The following is a 15,466-nucleotide window of genomic DNA, read 5'->3' as shown; positions in this document are numbered from 1 at the left end:
GCGGCCGGGGCGGCGGGCAGCTCGTGTGGGTGATCAGCCCTTGAAGGGGCCCGTCACCTCGTAGGTGACGCCTCCCGTTCGGGAGGAGAAGTAGAGGCGTTCGCCGTCGGGGGAGAAGGCCAGGCCCGCGATGGACTTCTCCGGGCCGCCGACGCGCAGCAGCGGGGTGACCGCGCCGTCGTCGTCGATGATGTCGATCTCGCCGTCGCGGGTGACGAACAGGTCGCCCGCACCGGCCAGCAGCCTCGGATCGGCCCCGTAGAGGACCGCGAGCTCGCCCGCCGACGGGTCGTAGGACCACACCCGGTCGTCGTCGGTCGAGAAGTGGCAGAAGCCGCCCGACGTCGAGCAGCGCCCGGCCCGCTGGAAGCGCACCGCGCCCTCGACCTGGTCGCGGGTGGGCGCGTCGGTCGCCGCCGGGTTGGGGACGCGTGACCACGTCACCTTCCCCGGGCCGTCGCCGACCATGACCTCCAGCACGCCCGTCGTCAGGTCGCGCCAGTCGACGGGGCGGAACCGGTAGAGGCAGCCCTCGGGGTGGTCCTCGGTCAGGTAGACCACCTGGCCGGTCTCGTCGCAGACGGCGCTCTCGTGCCGGAACAGGCCCATGGCCAGGCGGGGCATGGCGGCGAAGTGGCCGTAGGGGTCGCATTCGAAGACCCGGCCGCGGCTGCTGTCCTCGCACGACAGCCACGTGTTCCACGACGTCGCGCCCCCGGCGCGGTTGCTGTCGGTGCCCGACAGGATGCGGTAGCCGCTGCGGATCGACCCGTCGGGGCCGAACTTCAGCGCGGACACCCCGCCGAGCAGCGGGATCTCGGAGTTGGACACGTAGATCCAGCCGTCGCCGTCGGCGAAGCAGGCGCCGTCGTCGGGGGCCTGGTGCCAGGTCACCCCGCCGACCCGTTCGCCGGTGCGGCCGACCACGCGGCTGGTGAAGCCCTCGGCCAGCTCGATCGCCGGATCAGCAGGTGTTCTCATCCGCGCCGCGAACCTCCCCGAACCGGCAGCCATCGGACCTCCCTCACGATTCACGCTACGCGCGGCAGGCGGGGACAGTCGAACCGAGCGACGTGAACTTACGGGGAATCGGCGCGGGTCTGAGGCTAAAACTTTGCCCAAACCACGGGCGGCGGGGACCTGGACCATTTCTAAAGTGGTCGGCCATGCCCCTCTCTCCCGACGTGATCGCCCCTTCGGTCACCTCGCGCCGCGCTCTCGTGTTCCTGGACCAGGATCCACCGGCCCGGCGGCTGGCGAGTGCCCTCAGATCGTCCGGCTATGCCGTGGAGACCTGCCAGGCCGGCCGCCGCGACCACGAGCGGCTGACCGAGTTCCTCGGGTCCGGCCGGCCCGGCGACCTGCTGCTGGTGCGGTGGCCGTCGACGGCGACCTGGTCGGGGGCCGACTTCGCGGCGCTGGTGAAGCGGTTCGGGAGCTCCGCCGGGGAGTCGACCGCCTCGGCGGTGCTGATGATCGTCGACTTCGGGTGGATCGGCAGCGCCTCCCCCGACGAGCAGACCGTCAGCGCCCTGCTCACCCCGCCCGGCGTCGTCGCCGCCGCGCTGACCACGGGGCTGGCCGTCGGCGCGGAGGTCCGGCCCGGCGCGCCCTCGCTGACCGAGGTGGTCGCCGAGGGGCTGCTGACCTTCGACGCCGACCTCGGCGGCGACGGCGTGGTCTCGGTCGCCGACCTGCTGGCCCACGCCCTGGCCGTCTTCGGCGAGCACGCCGAGTTCCTGCCCCACCTGCTGACCTCGCCGGAGGCGCTCGACGTGGCGGTGGCGGTGCGCGGCACCGTGCCGGGCACGCTGCCCACGGTCTTCGAACGGGCCGCCGCGATGCTGGGCGGGCCCCGGCCGAAGTCGGCCGAGCAGGCGGTGGCGCGGATCTACGACGAGCACCTGTCGCCGCAGGCGCAGCTGCTGCTGCGGCGGGGCAGCCTGCTGGCCGAGGGCGAGCGGCTGACCGGTGAGGTGGCCGAGGTGCTCGGCGGGGCCCGCGCGGCCCGCACCGAACTCGCCGAGTGGGGCCTTCTCGGTGAACCTTTCAGCCACCCGGCCGTGACCGACTTCGGCCGGGCCCGGCTCGACGCGGAGGAGAAGGCCGCCCTGCCGGGCGCGCTGCGCCGCTGGCGGGCCCGGCGCAAGGCGACCCGGCCCAGGGCCCGGCTGACCCCCGACCGGTGGACCGTCGACGACCACCTCGGCCACGGCGTCTACGCGGAGGCCATCGCCGCGTTCATCCGGCACGCCGAGACCCGCCCGCCGCTCACGATCGGGGTCAAGGGGCCGTGGGGCACCGGCAAGACCTCGCTGATGCGGATGATCCAGGAGCAGCTCGACCCCGGCGCGTCGATCGGGCACGCCCGTGAGCTGCGGCTCCCCCGCTCGCTCCCGGCCCGGCCGCCGTCGCGGGTCATCCGGTTGATGGCCCGGCTGTGGCCGGGCGGGCGCGGCGCGGAAGGCGTCACCAACGCCGAGGTCCGGGCCGCCGCCAAGGCGGCCGACGGCGAGCCGGCCCCGGTCGAGTCGGCCTCGGGGAGCTGGCGGCCGACGGTCTGGTTCAACCCGTGGATGTACCAGAACGACGAGCAGGTCTGGGCCGGGCTCGCCCACGAGATCATCACCCAGATCACCGACCGCCTCCCCCGCGCCGAGCGCGAGCGCTTCTGGCTGCGGCTCAACCTGGCCCGCGTCGACCGCGAGGCGGTCCGCCGCCGCGCCTACCACCTGGCGCTCATGCGGGTCGGCCCGGTCCTGCTGGGGCTGGTTCTGACGCTGCTGCTGTCGGGCGCGTCCCTGCTGGCCTCGCCCCTGCTGCCCTTCCTGTCCGGCACGGCCGGAGCGCTCGCCTCCGGTGGCGCGGTGGCCGCCGTCTTCGCCGCCTCGGTACGCCTGGCGCGCTTCCTCACCGAGTCGGCCGAGTCGGCCTTCGCCTCCCTGGTCCGGGCCCCCGACCCTCTCAGCGGGGACGGGCCCGGCTACGGCGCGCGGACGGGCTTCCTGCATCTCGTCCAGACCGACATGAGACACGTGCTCGATCTGGTCGCCACCTCGGAGCGCCCCCTGGTGGTCTTCGTGGACGACCTCGACCGCTGCTCCTCGGGCGCGGTCGCCCAGGTGATCGAGGCGATCAACCTGTTCCTGGCCGGGGAGTTCCCCAACTGCGTGTTCGTGCTGGCCATGGAGCCCGAGGTGGTGGCCGCGCACGTCGAGGTGGCCTACCGCGACCTGGCCGAGAGCATGCCCGCCCACCTGCGCGAGGACCTGGGGTGGCGGTTCCTGGAGAAGATCGTCCAGCTCCCGCTGCGGGTGCCCCTGCTCGACGAGGACGCGCGCCTGCCCGACTACGTGCGCGCCCTGATGGACATCCCGGCCCAGCGCTCCGCCCCGGTCGCCGCCCCCGCCCGGCCGTCGGTCGACCTGGCGATGGTGGCCCGCATCGAACGGGCGATCCGCGGCTCCGGCGCACGGGTCGACACCCTCGACGACGCCGCCCGCGCCGCCCAGGACACCTTCGCGGTGGCCGAGGGCGAGACCTCGGCGCTCGGCCACCTGTGGGCGGAGACCCGCCTGGCCGCCGACCGGGTGTTCGACGACCTCTACAGCGACGAGAACGCCTACCGGGCGATCCGCGGCGCGCTCCCGGTCCTGGCGGCGTCGAACCCGCGCGAGCTCAAGCGCTACGTGAACGTCTTCCGGTTCTACTCCTTCGTCACCTACCGCCAGCGCCTGGCCGGGGAGCGGGCCGCCTCCGACGCCGAGGTCGCCAAGCTCGCGGCGCTGACGGTCCGCTGGCCCCACCTGCTGTCCCGCCTGTCCGGCGGCGCGGTGCTCGGGCGTCTGGAGGAGGCCTCCGGCGACGCCGCCTCCTGGCACGAGGAGCTGGTGTCGGCGGGTCTGGAGCCGGGGCCGAAATGGGATCCGCTGCGGGTGCTGCTGGCAGCCCCGCCCTCGGTGACCGACCTGGCGAGACGCCTGTTGTAACCGATTCGTCGCGGTACGCTACCGAAATGGCGCTCATCTATCCCCTGCACGCCGACGCCGACGACGCCGACGACTCCTTCGCGTCCATGTCGGCCGACTGGTCGTCCCAGTGGGTGATCGAGGTGACCGTCCGCGACGAGGGCGAGGAGGACTGCGACAGCGTCGTCGTGGGCCCGATGGCGGCGCGGGCGGCGTGGGACTACGTCCACGAGCTCGAGGCGCTGCGGCCTGGCTGGATGTTCGTCCTGCAGCCCATCTTCGCCCCGGCCGACGCCCCCGACCTGGTGGCCTCTCTCGAAGCGTGAGAAAACACCGGTGCCGCAGCCCAGGCGAGGCTGCGGCACCGGTTCCCGGTGACCCAGGTTGGCGCCGCCGCTCCTGAAAGGGATCCAGCCAATCACGTGATCAGGAACGGCGGCCGTTCAGGTTCGGGGGGTCAGCGCTGGGCCTGAATCATCCAGTGCTGCTTCTCCAGCTCCCGGGTGATGCCGATCAGGAGGTCCTGGGTGAGGATGTCGCTCTTCTCCGTCATCTCGATGCGCTCGCGCATGCGCCGCACGATCGACTCCAGGATGTCGGTCATCGCCGCGATGACCTTGCCGTCCTCGATGTAACCCGGTTCCAGCTGGTGCAGGTGCGTGTGCTCGGCGAGCGTGCGGGCCCGGCCGTCGGGGTTCAGCCCCACGGCGACGGCGCGTTCCGCCACGCTGTCGGCGCTGTCCCGCGCCAGGCTGACGATCTCGTCCAGGTGCAGGTGCAGCGACCGGAACGAGCGCCCGATGATGTTCCAATGGGCCTGCTTGCCGAGCAACGACAGGTCCAGCAGGTCGACGAGCGACCCCTGCAGCGCCTCCGCTGTGACCTTCTTGTCCTCCGCGCTCAGAAGGCTGGTGATCGAAGCCATGAAAGCGGATCTCCCTCCCACAAAGTCGGTCTATTGCGCCTAACAGTGGACGAATCGCCCATATTCCCTAGTTGACAGTGTCATCGTGACAGTGTCACTGTTGAGGCATGGACGAGACCTGGACCATCGCCGAACTGGCCGAGCGCGCCACCACCGCGCTCGCCGGGCTGGCGCCCGCCAACGGCCGGGTCAGAGATGTGCCGAACGAACGCCTGATCCGCTACTACACGACGATCGGCCTCCTCGACCCCCCGCTCGCCCGCCGCGGCCGCATCGCCCTCTACGGCCGCCGCCACCTGCTGCAACTGGTCGCGGTCAAACGCCGCCAGGCCGAAGGCGTCTCCATCGCCGCCATCCAGGGCGAACTCGTCGGCGCGACCAACACCCGCCTGGCCGAACTGGCCGGCGCAACGCTCCCCACCACCCCCGACGCCGTCAGCTCACGCCAGACCGCCGGACGCCCCACCCCGGCCGGAACCGGTCCGCGGGACTCAGCACCCGAGAAAGGGCCGGCCCGCGACCGCAGGCCGGACCCGGCCGAACCACGGCCCAGATTCTGGGCCGACCGCCCCGCGACCGCCGCACAACCCGGCGCAGCGACCGCACCACCCGACCGTGTGCCTGGCCCTGTTTCCAGCCCCGCGTCCGGCCCTGCGCCGCGCCCTGATTCGAGCCCCGCACCCGGCTGGGCTTCCGACCACGCCCCCGCCCCTCTGCCAGACCCTGTGTCCGGCCATGCGCGTGGCCCTGGTTCCAGTCCCGCGCCCGGCCTTGATTCCAACTATGTCCCTGGATCCAGCCCTGAGTCCGGCCCCGATTCGGGTCCTGTTCCCACGCCGCCACCGGCCTTCCCTCTCGCCTTTCACGGCGTCAGCCTGACCCCCGCGGCGGCGCTGCTGCTCACGCGCCCGTTGAGCGACGACGAACGGGCGGCTGTGGCCAGGGCCGCGCGGCCTCTGATCGATCTCCTGACCGACCTCGGTCTCTCCGAAGGGATGCCATCATGACCGTTCCCATCACGCCGATCAGGCCGGACGAGGTGCAGCCGGTTCCCGACGCGGGATTCGGGGCCCTGGAGACCGAGAAGGGCAACCTGCCGCTGGAGTCGGTCGACGTCCGGGCCGGCATCGTGGCGCTCAGCGCCGAGGTCAAGGTCACGCAGGGGTTCCGCAACCCCCACGACGTGACCCTTGAGGCGACCTACGTCTTCCCGCTGCCGCCGCGCGCCGCCGTCACCGCCTTCCGGATGGAGGCCGACGGTCACGTCGTCGAGGGCGTGCTGAAGGAGCGCGGCCAGGCGCGGGCCGACTACACGCAGGCCCTCCAGGAGGGCCGACGGGCCGCCATCGCCGAGGAGGACCGGCACGACGTCTTCGCCATCAGGGTCGGCAACATCGTGCCGGGCGAGCGGGTGACCGTCCACCTCGACCTCAGCCAGCCCCTCCCCTACGAGGACGGCGCGGCCGAGTTCCGGTTCCCGCTGGTCGTGGCCCCTCGCTACATCCCGGGCAGCCCGATCGACGGCGCGCCCGCCGGGGCGGGCGTCGAGGCCGACACCGACGCCGTGCCCGACGCGTCGCGGATCACGCCACCGGTGCTGCTGCCGGGGTTCCCCAGCCGGGTGAGGCTCGGGCTGAGCGCGACGCTCGACCCGGCCGGGCTGGACATCACCGAGATCCAGAGCAGCCTCCACGACGTCGACCGCGAGGGCGGCACCCTCACGGTCCGGCCCGGTGAGCGGCTCGACCGCGACTTCATCCTCCGGTTCAGGTTCGCCGCCTCGACCTCCCTGACGCTCACCCCCGACGCCGAGGGCGAGGAGGGCACGTTCGCGCTCACCGTGCTGCCGCCGGAGATGGAGAGCCGGCGCTCGCCCCGCGACGTGGTGCTGCTGCTCGACCGGTCGGGCAGCATGTCGGGCTGGAAGATGGTCGCCGCCCGCCGGGCCGCCGCCCGGATCGTCGACACCCTCACCACGGACGACCGGTTCGCGGTGCTCTCGTTCGACCACGTCGTCGAGCACCCGTTCCCCGGCCTGGCCGAGGCGACCGACCGCACCCGCTACCGCGCGATCGAGCACCTGGCCCGCCTGGAGGCCCGGGGCGGCACCGAGATGCTCCAGCCGCTGGAGACGGCGCTGGGCCTGCTGACCGACCCCGGGCGCGACCGGGTGCTGGTCATGGTCACCGACGGCCAGGTCGGCAACGAGGACCAGATCATCGAACGCCTCGGCGGCCGGCTCACCGGCGACGTGCGGGTCCACACGGTCGGCATCGACCAGGCGGTCAACGCCGGTTTCCTGGGCCGCCTGGCGCTGCTGGGAGGCGGCCGGTGCGAGCTCGTCGAGTCGGAGGACCGGCTCGACGCCGCGATGGAGCACATCCACCGCCGCATCGGCGCGCCCCTCGTCACCGACCTGACCCTCCACGCCGAGGGCCTGACCATCGCCGACGACAGCGTCACCCACGTGGGCTCGCTGTTCCCGGGCGTCCCGCTCACCGCCCACGGCCGCTACCGCGCGGCGTCGGAGAAGGCCTCGATCTCGGTACGCGGCCAGGCGGCGGCCCCCTGGTCGCAGACCGTCACCGCGCGGGAGAGCGGAAATCCGGCCGTCCGGGCGATCTGGGCCCGCGCAGAGCTGCGGCGGCTGGAGGACAGGTACACGATCGGCGAGCACGCCCTGGAGAAGCGCATCGTCGAGACGTCGCTGGCGTTCGGGGTGCTCTGCCGCTTCACCGCGTTCGTGGCGGTCGACGCCCGCGTGGTCGGCGACGGCCCGCCCGTCTACCAGGTGATCCAGCCGGTCGAGACCCCGGCGGGCTGGGACACGGCCGCGCCGCTCCACCTGACCGCCGGAGGCGCGATGCCGATGATGGCCCAGGCCTCCTTCGCGTTCGCCCCGCCTCCGGCCCCGGGCGCGCCGATGCCTGCCCCGATGGCCCCGCCGATGCCCGCCCCGGGGTCGGCGCCGAAGGTCGCGGGAAGGCTGCGCCGGGCCTTCGGAGGCGGCGGGCAGCCCGACCGGATGATGCCCCACCCCGGCCGCGAGCAGGCCCCGCAGACCGACATGAGCGGGATCGTCCCGCTGCTCCAGGCCGAGCTCACCCGGCTCGCCGAGGCGAAGGGGCGGCCCGACGACGAGCGCCGCCGCTACCTGGCCGACCTGGCCAGCCGCCTGAGGGTGGCGGCCCACATGGTCGGCGGGCAGCACGAGCTGTCCGCGCTGGCCAGCGAGCTCGAATGGGCCGAGCGGCCCGACTTCGACCTGGCCCGGATGTGGGCCAAGACCGAGGAACTGCTGCGGCGGCTGACGGGCGGCGTACCGGAGCCGAAGCCCTTCTGGAAGCGCTGATCACGGAGAAGGGCCCGAGCTCGGACGAGCTCGGGCCCTTTACGTTGTAGATCAGTTGTCGGCTTTGGCCGCCTTGGCGGCGCGGATCATCTCCACCTTGGCGCTGGCCGCGTACTTGTCGACGTATTCCTGACCGGAGAGTTCCATGAGCGCGTACATGATCTCGTCGGTGACGGCCCGCAGCACGTGGAAGTCGTTCTCCATCCCGTAGTAGCGCGAGAAGTCGAGCGGCTTGCCGTAGCGGACGCCGGGGCGGATGCCGAACTTCGGGATCAGCCGCCCGGGAGGCATCATCTCGAAGGTGTTGACCATCGCCCAGGGGATGACCGGCGCCTTCGACTCGAGGGCGAGCCGGGCCACGCCGGTCTTGCCCTTGTAGAGGCGGCCGTCGGGCGAGCGGGTGCCCTCGGGGTAGATGCCCAGGACGTTGCCCTCGCCCAGCACCCGCAGGCCGGTCGTGAGGGCGGCCTCGCTGGCCTTGCCGCCCGAACGGTCGATGGGGACGGTCCCGACGCCGGAGAAGAAGGCGCGGCTGAGCAGGCCCTTCAGGCCGGAACCGGTGAAGTAGTCGGACTTGCCGAGGGAGATGACCTTGCGGGGGAGGAACAGCGCCCCGAAGAAGTGGTCGGCGAACGACAGGTGGTTGCCGGCCAGGATGACGGGACCCTCCTTGGGCACATTGTCCACGCCCTCGGCCCAAGGGCGGAACACGGTGTGGAGGAAGGGCCAGAGGATGGCCTTGACCACCCAGTAGAACACGCGGGGGCTCCTTCTCTCGGCAATGCCTGTGCCATCTGTTCGTGTCATCTTGCCACGCCGGGTCCCCTCGCACGACTACGGCTCAACGTGCGACTATCGGGCATATTTCCCATCGGGAGGTGCCATGCCGTTGTTGCCGGGCGCGGAGCCCTACCACCACGAGGGCGGACCGGTCGGGGTGCTGCTCTGCCACGGCTTCACGGGGACGCCGCAGTCGCTGCGCCCCTGGGGTGAACACCTCGCGGAGGCCGGGCTGACGGTCTCACTGCCCCGATTGCCGGGGCATGGAACCACCTGGCAGGAAATGAACCGCACCCGCTGGGAGGACTGGTACGCCGAAATAGATCGGGCCTTCACCGTGCTGAAGTCCAAGTGCGCGGATGTGTTCGTGATGGGCCTGTCCATGGGCGGCTGCATGGGCCTGCGGCTGGCCGAGGTCCACGGCGCCGCGGTGCGGGGGCTGGTGCTGGTGAACCCGTCGGTGGTCAACGACAACCCGGCGCTCAATTTCGCGCCCGTGCTCAAGTGGGTGCTGCCCTCGGTCGCGGGGGTGGCCAACGACATCAAGAAGGCGGGGGCGACGGAGTTGGCGTACACGAGGACTCCAGTGAAGGCGGCGGCGACGCTGCCCAAACTCTGGCGGCTCACCCAATCGGAACTGGCGAAGATCCGTCAGCCGGTGCTCGTCTACCGAAGCCCGGAAGATCATGTGGTCAAAGCGGCCAGTGTGGCCTTCCTGCGCGACAGAATGGGAGGGAACCTGGAAATCCGGGAGTGCGTGAACAGCTACCACGTGGCGACGCTCGACAACGACGCCCCGCTCATCTTCTCGGGGAGCCTCGACTTCGTCCGCGCGCACGCCTCTGTACCCTTGACCAAAGACATGTGACCTGGGATCGATGTGACGCCGCAGAGTGACGAGGACGAGGTCTGGCGTCAGATCGTCGCCTCTTTCAACGAGTCAGCCGGAGCCGATCCGGCCGATCAGCCATGGCCCGACCGGGAGAACGTCCCGAAGGGCGAAGAGCCCCCGCCCAAAGCCGACGACGAGCCGGCCGAGCCCCGCGACGAGTCCGGCGACTCCTCCGAGGAACCGGCCGAGGACGACGACGGCGGTCACTACGTCCCGCCGCCTCCCCCGCCCCTGCCCAAGGCCGACCTGGTGACCCGGGTCGCCTGGACCGCCCTGTTCGGCGGCCCGGCCTATCTGCTGCTGGCCGCGATGCTGAAACTGCCGATGGACCCGTGGATCGTCTTCACCGCGGTCGCCTGCTTCATCGGGGGGTTCGTGGCGCTGGTCGTCCGCATGGGCGACGGCCCCCCGAACGACTCGGGGTGGGACGACGGAGCGGTGATCTAGCGGACCGGCGCCTCGGCGGGGCCGAAGGTTTCGACCAGGTCGGTGTAGTGGTCGTCGGCGAGCACGTGGCCGACGGCCATCGTCAGGCCGTCGGTGCGGACCACCGACTGGAGCCTCACCGACCGGTCGCCGCCGCCGGCCTCGCCGCGCAGGGGCTTCCACTTCTTGTCGGTGTAGCGGAGCAGGAAGGCCTCGCTGGGGCGCTCGGCGTCGTAGCCCGACGCCCAGTAGCCGCCGTGGCCGTCGCCGGTCACGCCGTAGAGTTCGGCGTCGCCGTCGGGCAGCGCCTCGCGCAGCCACTTCCGGCCGTCCCAGCGCAGGATCAGCGGGAGCGTGGTGCCGTCGGCGGTGAAGACGCCGCCGACCGCGACCGCCCGCTTGGCGCTGGTGATGTGCACGTCGCGCAGGTAGCCGCCCTTGACGTCGGGCAGGTCGACCGGCTTCCACGAGCCGCCCGACAGCCGCATGACCAGCGGTTCGTCGCCGTTGTTGCCGACGGCCCAGCCGTCCTTGCCGCGCAGGTCGACGCCGTGGAGCACGCCGTCGGGGCCTTCGTGGACCTTCCAGGAGGACCCGCTCGTCACGATGAGGGCGCGCCCGCCGCGGCTGCCGACGATCGCCGCCCTGCCCGGCTCGGCCGCCACCGAGCGCAGCCAGTCGCCTGCCCTGACCTGCGGGACCACGACGCGGTCGATGCCGCCGCCACCGCCCCGCCCGACGTAGGGCACGCCGTCGTGGCCGTCGCCGACCACCCAGACCTCGTTGTCGGAGACCGCGCTGACCGACCGCAGCGGCCCGGCCCCGGTGGCGTCGCCGCGCGTGGGCACCTCGGTCCAGGTGGCGCCGTTCCAGCGGGTGACGATGCCGCGGTTGCGCCAGACGTCCCACAGCCCGATCTGCCCGACGGCCCAGACCGCCGTGTCGGACACGCCGCTGACGTCGGCGAGCGCGGCGTCCTGGCCGAGACGCGCCGACGAGGCCTGCCGCACGACCTCTTCGGGAACGGTCGCGGACCAGGCGGAGGCGGTGGACACGTGCGCGAGCGATGGTGCGAGCGGGAACTGACCGGCCGTCAGACCGGCGATGAACACACACAACGGCACCGCACACCGCATCAAGCGGCGGGGCATGAACAAATCGTACGGGGAGGCACGCCCCCCGCGGGCGATAGGACGGAATTCCCCCAGTCAAGACCGCCTCTCCGGCGGCCCATCCACCCTTAGATCTCCGACCCCAAACCCCGGATTCGGCCAGGTCCGCACCGGTATTCGGGCAAGACCGAGACACCCGGAAGATCCTCAAAGCTTCCTTCCGTCACGGCTCCGCCCACCCTGACCCCACCCGCCGCCCGGCGGCCTCCCCGCACCCGGCGCCGACCGGCCGCTCATCCCCCGCGCCGCGACGCCGGATCACCTTTCCGGGTGGAAGCGGATTAGTCTTTCCGAATTAATACGACAAATCCCGACACCATTGTCATTCTCCGGGAAAAATGTGCCCCGTACACCAAGAGAACAGGATCTGACCTGGCCCGATACGCCCGTTCCACACCATAAGCGAATCAGGAATACTGTCCGGTATCCGCCGCTTCGAGACCGGCACCCGAATGATCTGAATTCGCAACCTTGCCGCGAATGAAACCGGTCACTCGCGCGTCAGCCCTTTCACTATCATTTACGCGTGTCTCAAGAGCGCTATCCCCCACCGGCCGTCTTCGTCGACCAGAGCGGCCGCCGCCGCCGGTTGATCACGATGGTCTCGATCGGGTCGAGCATCCCGCTCGTGGCGCTGCTCGCGGTCGTGATCGGCGGCCTGTTCTCCGACACCGGGCTCTCGGTGCACGGGTGGCCCGGCGAGCGGCAGGCCGGGCCGGCCGACATCGCCTCACCCAGCCCCGCCCGCAAGCCCCGGCCCGAGCGGCCGTCGCCCTCCAGGACACGTGCGGCGATCCACCCGGCCGTCAGCACCGCCCGCCCGGCCTCGCCGTCGGCGCGCCCCTCCCACCGCCCTCGGCCCGTGAAGAGCCAGGCCCCCAGACGGCGGCCGGAGCACTCCCCCAGCCCCACCGCCGAACCGACGACCAGCCTCACGACCGTCCCCACCACCGAGCCCCCGGACGCCCCCTCCGGCCGGCCCACGACGGGCCCCACCGGCAGTACCACGGGCGGCCCCACGGGCGGCCCCACGGGCGGCTCGACGGTCGGCCCCACGGCCCCGGCCGCGAACGGGGACCGGCCCGTTCGATGACCCCGACCGGATCCGGCCGCCGACGCCCTCCGTCTCAGAGCGCCACGCGACCGCCCCCCAGGGGCCGCTCACCCCGCAGACGCCCACCGAAGACCAGACCCGAGACGGCCACCGGCGGCCCGCCCGCACCCCGGGGACACTGGTTCCTGTTCGCCGTCGGCATGCTGCTCATCGCCTCCGCGCTGACGCTCAACGGCTACGTGACCAACGTCGTCGGCGAGACGGAGCCGGGCCCGCCCGCCGCCGACTTCCCCATCCCCGAACTGGAGGAGATCCGGCGCGGCGGCCCCGTCGTCAACCTCACCGGAGACCGGCCCACCAGCGCGCGCCTGCCCGACCGGACCGTCGCGCTCACCTTCGACGACGGCCCCGACCCCACGTGGACTCCCCGGGTGCTCGACGTGCTGGCGGAACACGGCGCCAAGGCGACCTTCTTCGTGGTCGGGTCGAGGGTGGCCAAGCACCCCGAGCTGACCCGGCGCATCGTCGCCGAAGGCCACGAGCTGGGCAACCACACCTACTCCCACGCCGACCTGACGGCCGTCCCCGGATGGCGGCTCCGGCTGGAGTCGTCGCTGACGCAGCGGGCGCTGGCGGGGGCGACCGGCCTGCACACGACGCTGGCCCGCCCGCCCTACTCCTCACCGACCTGGGCGACCACGACGCTCCAGTGGGCGAGCATGCGGGAACTGGCGGCCGAGGGACACCTGATCGTGCTGACCGACCTCGACGCGAAGGACTGGAGCCGCCCCGGCGCCGGGAAGATCGTGGCGGCCTCCCTTCCCGCGAAGGGCGAGGGCGCCGTGGTGATGATGCACGACTCCGGCGGCGACCGGCGGCAGACCGTCGAGGCCGTCGATCTCGTCCTGGAGAACCTCAAGGGCAAGGGCTACCGGGCCGTCACGGTCACCCAGGCGATCGGCATGCCGTCGGCCCACCGGCCGGCCGGCGGCGTCGACCGCTTCTCCGGCGCCGCGCTGAATCTGGCCCAGCGCGCCTCGGAGACCTTCACCGACGTGCTGCGATGGGCGCTGTTCACCGCCGGGGCGCTCACCCTGGGCCGGTTCGGCTTCTTCATGGTGCTCGCCGGGGTGCACGCCCACCGCACGAGAGGCGGCCGAAGGCGCGGGAGCCAGGCGCCCGGATGGTCCGGCCCTCCGCCGGTGACCGTGATCGTGCCCGCCTACAACGAGGCGGCGGGGATCCAGGCGACGATCCGCTCCCTGGTCGCCACCGCCTACCGGGGCGAGCTGGAGGTCCTCGTCGTCGACGACGGCTCGGCCGACGGCACCGCCGACCTGGCGGCCTCGCTCGGGTTCCCGTGCGTGCGGGTGATCCGCCGCCCCAACGGCGGCAAGTCGGCCGCGCTCAACACCGGCATCGCGCAGGCCTCCCACGAGCTGCTCGTCATGGTCGACGGCGACACCGTGTTCGAACCCGCGACGATCGGCCGTCTCGTCCGGCGGCTGGCCGACCCGGCGGTCGGCGCGGTGAGCGGCAACACCAAGGTCGGCAACCGGCGCGGCGCGATCGGCCGCTGGCAGCACATCGAGTACGTCATCGGCTTCAACCTCGACCGCCGCGCCTTCGAACTGCTCGACTGCATGGCCACCGTGCCCGGCGCGATCGGGGCGTTCCGCCGTTCGGCGCTGGTGGCGCTCGGCGGGGTCAGCGCCGACACGCTGGCCGAGGACACCGACCTGACGATGGCGCTGTGCCGGGCCGGATGGCGGGTGGTCTACGAGGAGAACGCGGTCGCCTGGACCGAGGCGCCCGGGTCGCTCGGCCAGCTCTGGAAGCAGCGCTACCGCTGGTGCTACGGCACCATGCAGGCGATGTGGAAGCACCGGCGCGCCGTGTTCGAGCGCAACCCGTTCGGCCGCCGCTGCCTCGGCTACCTGACCCTGTTCCACGTGCTGCTGCCCCTGCTGGCGCCCGTCGTCGACCTCATGGCGGTATACAGCATGGCGGTGGGCGACCCGCTGCCGGTCGTCGCGGTGTGGGCCGGTTTCGTGCTGGTGCAGATGGTGATCGGCTGGTACGCCCTGCTCCTCGACGGCGAACGCGCCTCGGCGCTGTGGATCCTGCCGCTCCAGCAGTTCGTCTACCGCCAGCTGATGTACCTGGTGGTCATCCACTCGCTGGCGACGGCGCTGCTGGGCGTGCGGCTGCGCTGGCACGGCATCCGCCGGGAGGGCACGTTCAACGAAGAGGAGCCGGCGGATCAGACGGCGGATCAGACTGGGCGCATGTCGGCCACCACGGGCCGGTGATCCGAGGCCGCCGCCAGGTCGTCCTCCCCGGCCCCGGCCACGCCCCGGGGCAGCGCTTCCAGGCCGGGCCCGGTGAAGATCGCGTCGATGCGCTTCCCGGCGAACGTCGGGCCGTCACCGCCTTCGGCGTACCGCGCGGCCAGGTGCCGCCACGCCGCCGCCTGCGGCAGTTCGTTCAGGTCGCCCGCGAGCACCGGCGGCGCGTCGAACGCCGCGGACATGGTCTCCACCCGCCGCACGATCTCGACGGCGTGCGCCAGCCGCGCCCCGGCGTGCAGGTCGAGGTGGAACGACGCGACCGCGAGCCGCAGCCCCTCGGCCTCGACCACGGCGAGCGCGACCGAGCGCCGTTCGAGGCCGGGGAACCAGCGCAGCCGGTGGTGCTCGGCGTGCAGGACCCGCACCCCGGGCCGGACCAGCACCGCCACCCCCGACAGCCGGGCGGAGCACACCTGCTCCAGCCCGGTCAGCCGGGAGAACACCTGCCCGAGACCCCGCTCCTGCGCGCACAGCACGTCCACGGCCAGCGCGCGGACCACCCGCGCCAGCGCGGGGCTGGAGTCACGCAGGCCGTGGAGGTTGTAG

The 15,466-nt window shown here is 72.4% G+C and carries 13 protein-coding genes; 8 read left to right on the top strand and 5 right to left on the bottom strand.

Annotated features, from left to right (window positions below):
* Nucleotides 1–33 precede the first annotated feature (33 nt).
* The gene (locus tag AW270_RS27890; RefSeq protein ID WP_218009366.1) at nucleotides 34–1,014 is read right to left on the bottom strand and encodes an alkaline phosphatase PhoX; all 981 of its coding nucleotides are present in this window, start codon (nucleotides 1,012–1,014) and stop codon (nucleotides 34–36) included.
* A gap of 152 nt (nucleotides 1,015–1,166) precedes the next feature.
* Here AW270_RS27890 and AW270_RS27885 point away from each other — a divergent pair, with 152 nt between their 5' ends.
* Together AW270_RS27885 and AW270_RS27880 are read left to right on the top strand one after the other, a co-directional pair.
* Nucleotides 1,167–3,989 carry a KAP family P-loop NTPase fold protein gene (locus AW270_RS27885; RefSeq protein ID WP_061299066.1) on the top strand — a complete coding sequence of 941 codons (2,823 nt, stop codon included), beginning with the start codon at nucleotides 1,167–1,169 and terminating at the stop codon, nucleotides 3,987–3,989.
* A gap of 26 nt (nucleotides 3,990–4,015) precedes the next feature.
* Nucleotides 4,016–4,294 (top strand): hypothetical protein, encoded by a 279-nt coding sequence (locus AW270_RS27880; protein ID WP_061299065.1) that lies wholly within the window; start codon nucleotides 4,016–4,018, stop codon nucleotides 4,292–4,294.
* Nucleotides 4,295–4,425: 131 nt separating this feature from the next.
* On the opposite strand, the gene AW270_RS27875 is transcribed toward AW270_RS27880, so the two are convergent.
* Complete coding sequence (locus AW270_RS27875; protein ID WP_061299064.1) at nucleotides 4,426–4,893, bottom strand: Dps family protein; 468 nt, start codon at nucleotides 4,891–4,893, stop codon at nucleotides 4,426–4,428.
* A 107-nt stretch (nucleotides 4,894–5,000) separates the two neighbouring features.
* Between AW270_RS27875 and AW270_RS38075 the strand changes: the two genes are divergently transcribed.
* Together AW270_RS38075 and AW270_RS27865 are read left to right on the top strand one after the other, a co-directional pair.
* Nucleotides 5,001–5,900, top strand: a complete 900-nt coding sequence (locus tag AW270_RS38075; protein ID WP_061299063.1) for a helix-turn-helix domain-containing protein — start codon at nucleotides 5,001–5,003, stop codon at nucleotides 5,898–5,900.
* A complete protein-coding gene (locus AW270_RS27865; RefSeq protein ID WP_061299062.1) occupies nucleotides 5,897–8,245 on the top strand; it encodes a VIT domain-containing protein in 2,349 nt (782 codons plus the stop codon). The genes AW270_RS38075 and AW270_RS27865 overlap by 4 nt, the downstream gene beginning before the upstream one ends.
* Before the next feature lie 51 nt (nucleotides 8,246–8,296).
* Here AW270_RS27865 and AW270_RS27860 read toward each other — a convergent pair whose 3' ends face one another.
* Entirely contained in the window at nucleotides 8,297–9,004 is a 708-nt protein-coding gene (locus tag AW270_RS27860; RefSeq protein ID WP_061299061.1) for a lysophospholipid acyltransferase family protein, read from the bottom strand.
* A 124-nt stretch (nucleotides 9,005–9,128) separates the two neighbouring features.
* On the opposite strand from AW270_RS27860, the gene AW270_RS27855 reads away from it, so the two are divergent.
* Both AW270_RS27855 and AW270_RS27850 read left to right on the top strand, forming a co-directional pair.
* Nucleotides 9,129–9,893 (top strand): alpha/beta hydrolase, encoded by a 765-nt coding sequence (locus tag AW270_RS27855; RefSeq protein ID WP_061299060.1) that lies wholly within the window; start codon nucleotides 9,129–9,131, stop codon nucleotides 9,891–9,893.
* A 12-nt stretch (nucleotides 9,894–9,905) separates the two neighbouring features.
* Nucleotides 9,906–10,364, top strand: coding sequence for a prepilin peptidase (locus tag AW270_RS27850; RefSeq protein WP_061299059.1), 459 nt, complete (start codon nucleotides 9,906–9,908; stop codon nucleotides 10,362–10,364).
* On the opposite strand, the gene AW270_RS27845 is transcribed toward AW270_RS27850, so the two are convergent.
* The gene (locus AW270_RS27845) at nucleotides 10,361–11,494 is read right to left on the bottom strand and encodes a hypothetical protein (protein ID WP_061299058.1); all 1,134 of its coding nucleotides are present in this window, start codon (nucleotides 11,492–11,494) and stop codon (nucleotides 10,361–10,363) included. The genes AW270_RS27850 and AW270_RS27845 overlap by 4 nt on opposite strands.
* 547 nt (nucleotides 11,495–12,041) lie before the next feature.
* Between AW270_RS27845 and AW270_RS39115 the strand changes: the two genes are divergently transcribed.
* Complete coding sequence (locus AW270_RS39115; RefSeq protein WP_157522741.1) at nucleotides 12,042–12,608, top strand: hypothetical protein; 567 nt, start codon at nucleotides 12,042–12,044, stop codon at nucleotides 12,606–12,608.
* A gap of 161 nt (nucleotides 12,609–12,769) precedes the next feature.
* Nucleotides 12,770–14,881: a bifunctional polysaccharide deacetylase/glycosyltransferase family 2 protein gene (locus AW270_RS27835; protein ID WP_061299056.1), complete on the top strand. Its 2,112-nt coding sequence runs from the start codon at nucleotides 12,770–12,772 to the stop codon at nucleotides 14,879–14,881.
* Here AW270_RS27835 and AW270_RS27830 read toward each other — a convergent pair.
* Nucleotides 14,845–15,420 carry an endonuclease/exonuclease/phosphatase family protein gene (locus AW270_RS27830; RefSeq protein WP_061299055.1) on the bottom strand — a complete coding sequence of 192 codons (576 nt, stop codon included), beginning with the start codon at nucleotides 15,418–15,420 and terminating at the stop codon, nucleotides 14,845–14,847. The two genes, AW270_RS27835 and AW270_RS27830, sit on opposite strands and share 37 nt — an antisense overlap.
* Between the last annotated feature and the right edge of the window lie 46 nt (nucleotides 15,421–15,466).

The sequence above is a fragment of the Herbidospora cretacea genome (assembly GCF_001570605.1).
Classification (GTDB): domain Bacteria; phylum Actinomycetota; class Actinomycetes; order Streptosporangiales; family Streptosporangiaceae; genus Herbidospora; species Herbidospora cretacea.
This window is presented reverse-complemented; position numbering and strand designations above follow the sequence as displayed.

Coding starts and splice junctions, on each gene's coding strand:
- AW270_RS27865 (WP_061299062.1), top strand. CDS start 5,897: ATGACCGTTCCCATCACGCCGATCAGGCCGGACGAGGTGCAGCCGGTT.
- AW270_RS38075 (WP_061299063.1), top strand. CDS start 5,001: ATGGACGAGACCTGGACCATCGCCGAACTGGCCGAGCGCGCCACCACC.
- AW270_RS27875 (WP_061299064.1), bottom strand. CDS start 4,893: ATGGCTTCGATCACCAGCCTTCTGAGCGCGGAGGACAAGAAGGTCACA.
- AW270_RS27880 (WP_061299065.1), top strand. CDS start 4,016: ATGGCGCTCATCTATCCCCTGCACGCCGACGCCGACGACGCCGACGAC.
- AW270_RS27845 (WP_061299058.1), bottom strand. CDS start 11,494: ATGCCCCGCCGCTTGATGCGGTGTGCGGTGCCGTTGTGTGTGTTCATC.
- AW270_RS27890 (WP_218009366.1), bottom strand. CDS start 1,014: ATGGCTGCCGGTTCGGGGAGGTTCGCGGCGCGGATGAGAACACCTGCT.
- AW270_RS27835 (WP_061299056.1), top strand. CDS start 12,770: ATGCTGCTCATCGCCTCCGCGCTGACGCTCAACGGCTACGTGACCAAC.
- AW270_RS27885 (WP_061299066.1), top strand. CDS start 1,167: ATGCCCCTCTCTCCCGACGTGATCGCCCCTTCGGTCACCTCGCGCCGC.
- AW270_RS27855 (WP_061299060.1), top strand. CDS start 9,129: ATGCCGTTGTTGCCGGGCGCGGAGCCCTACCACCACGAGGGCGGACCG.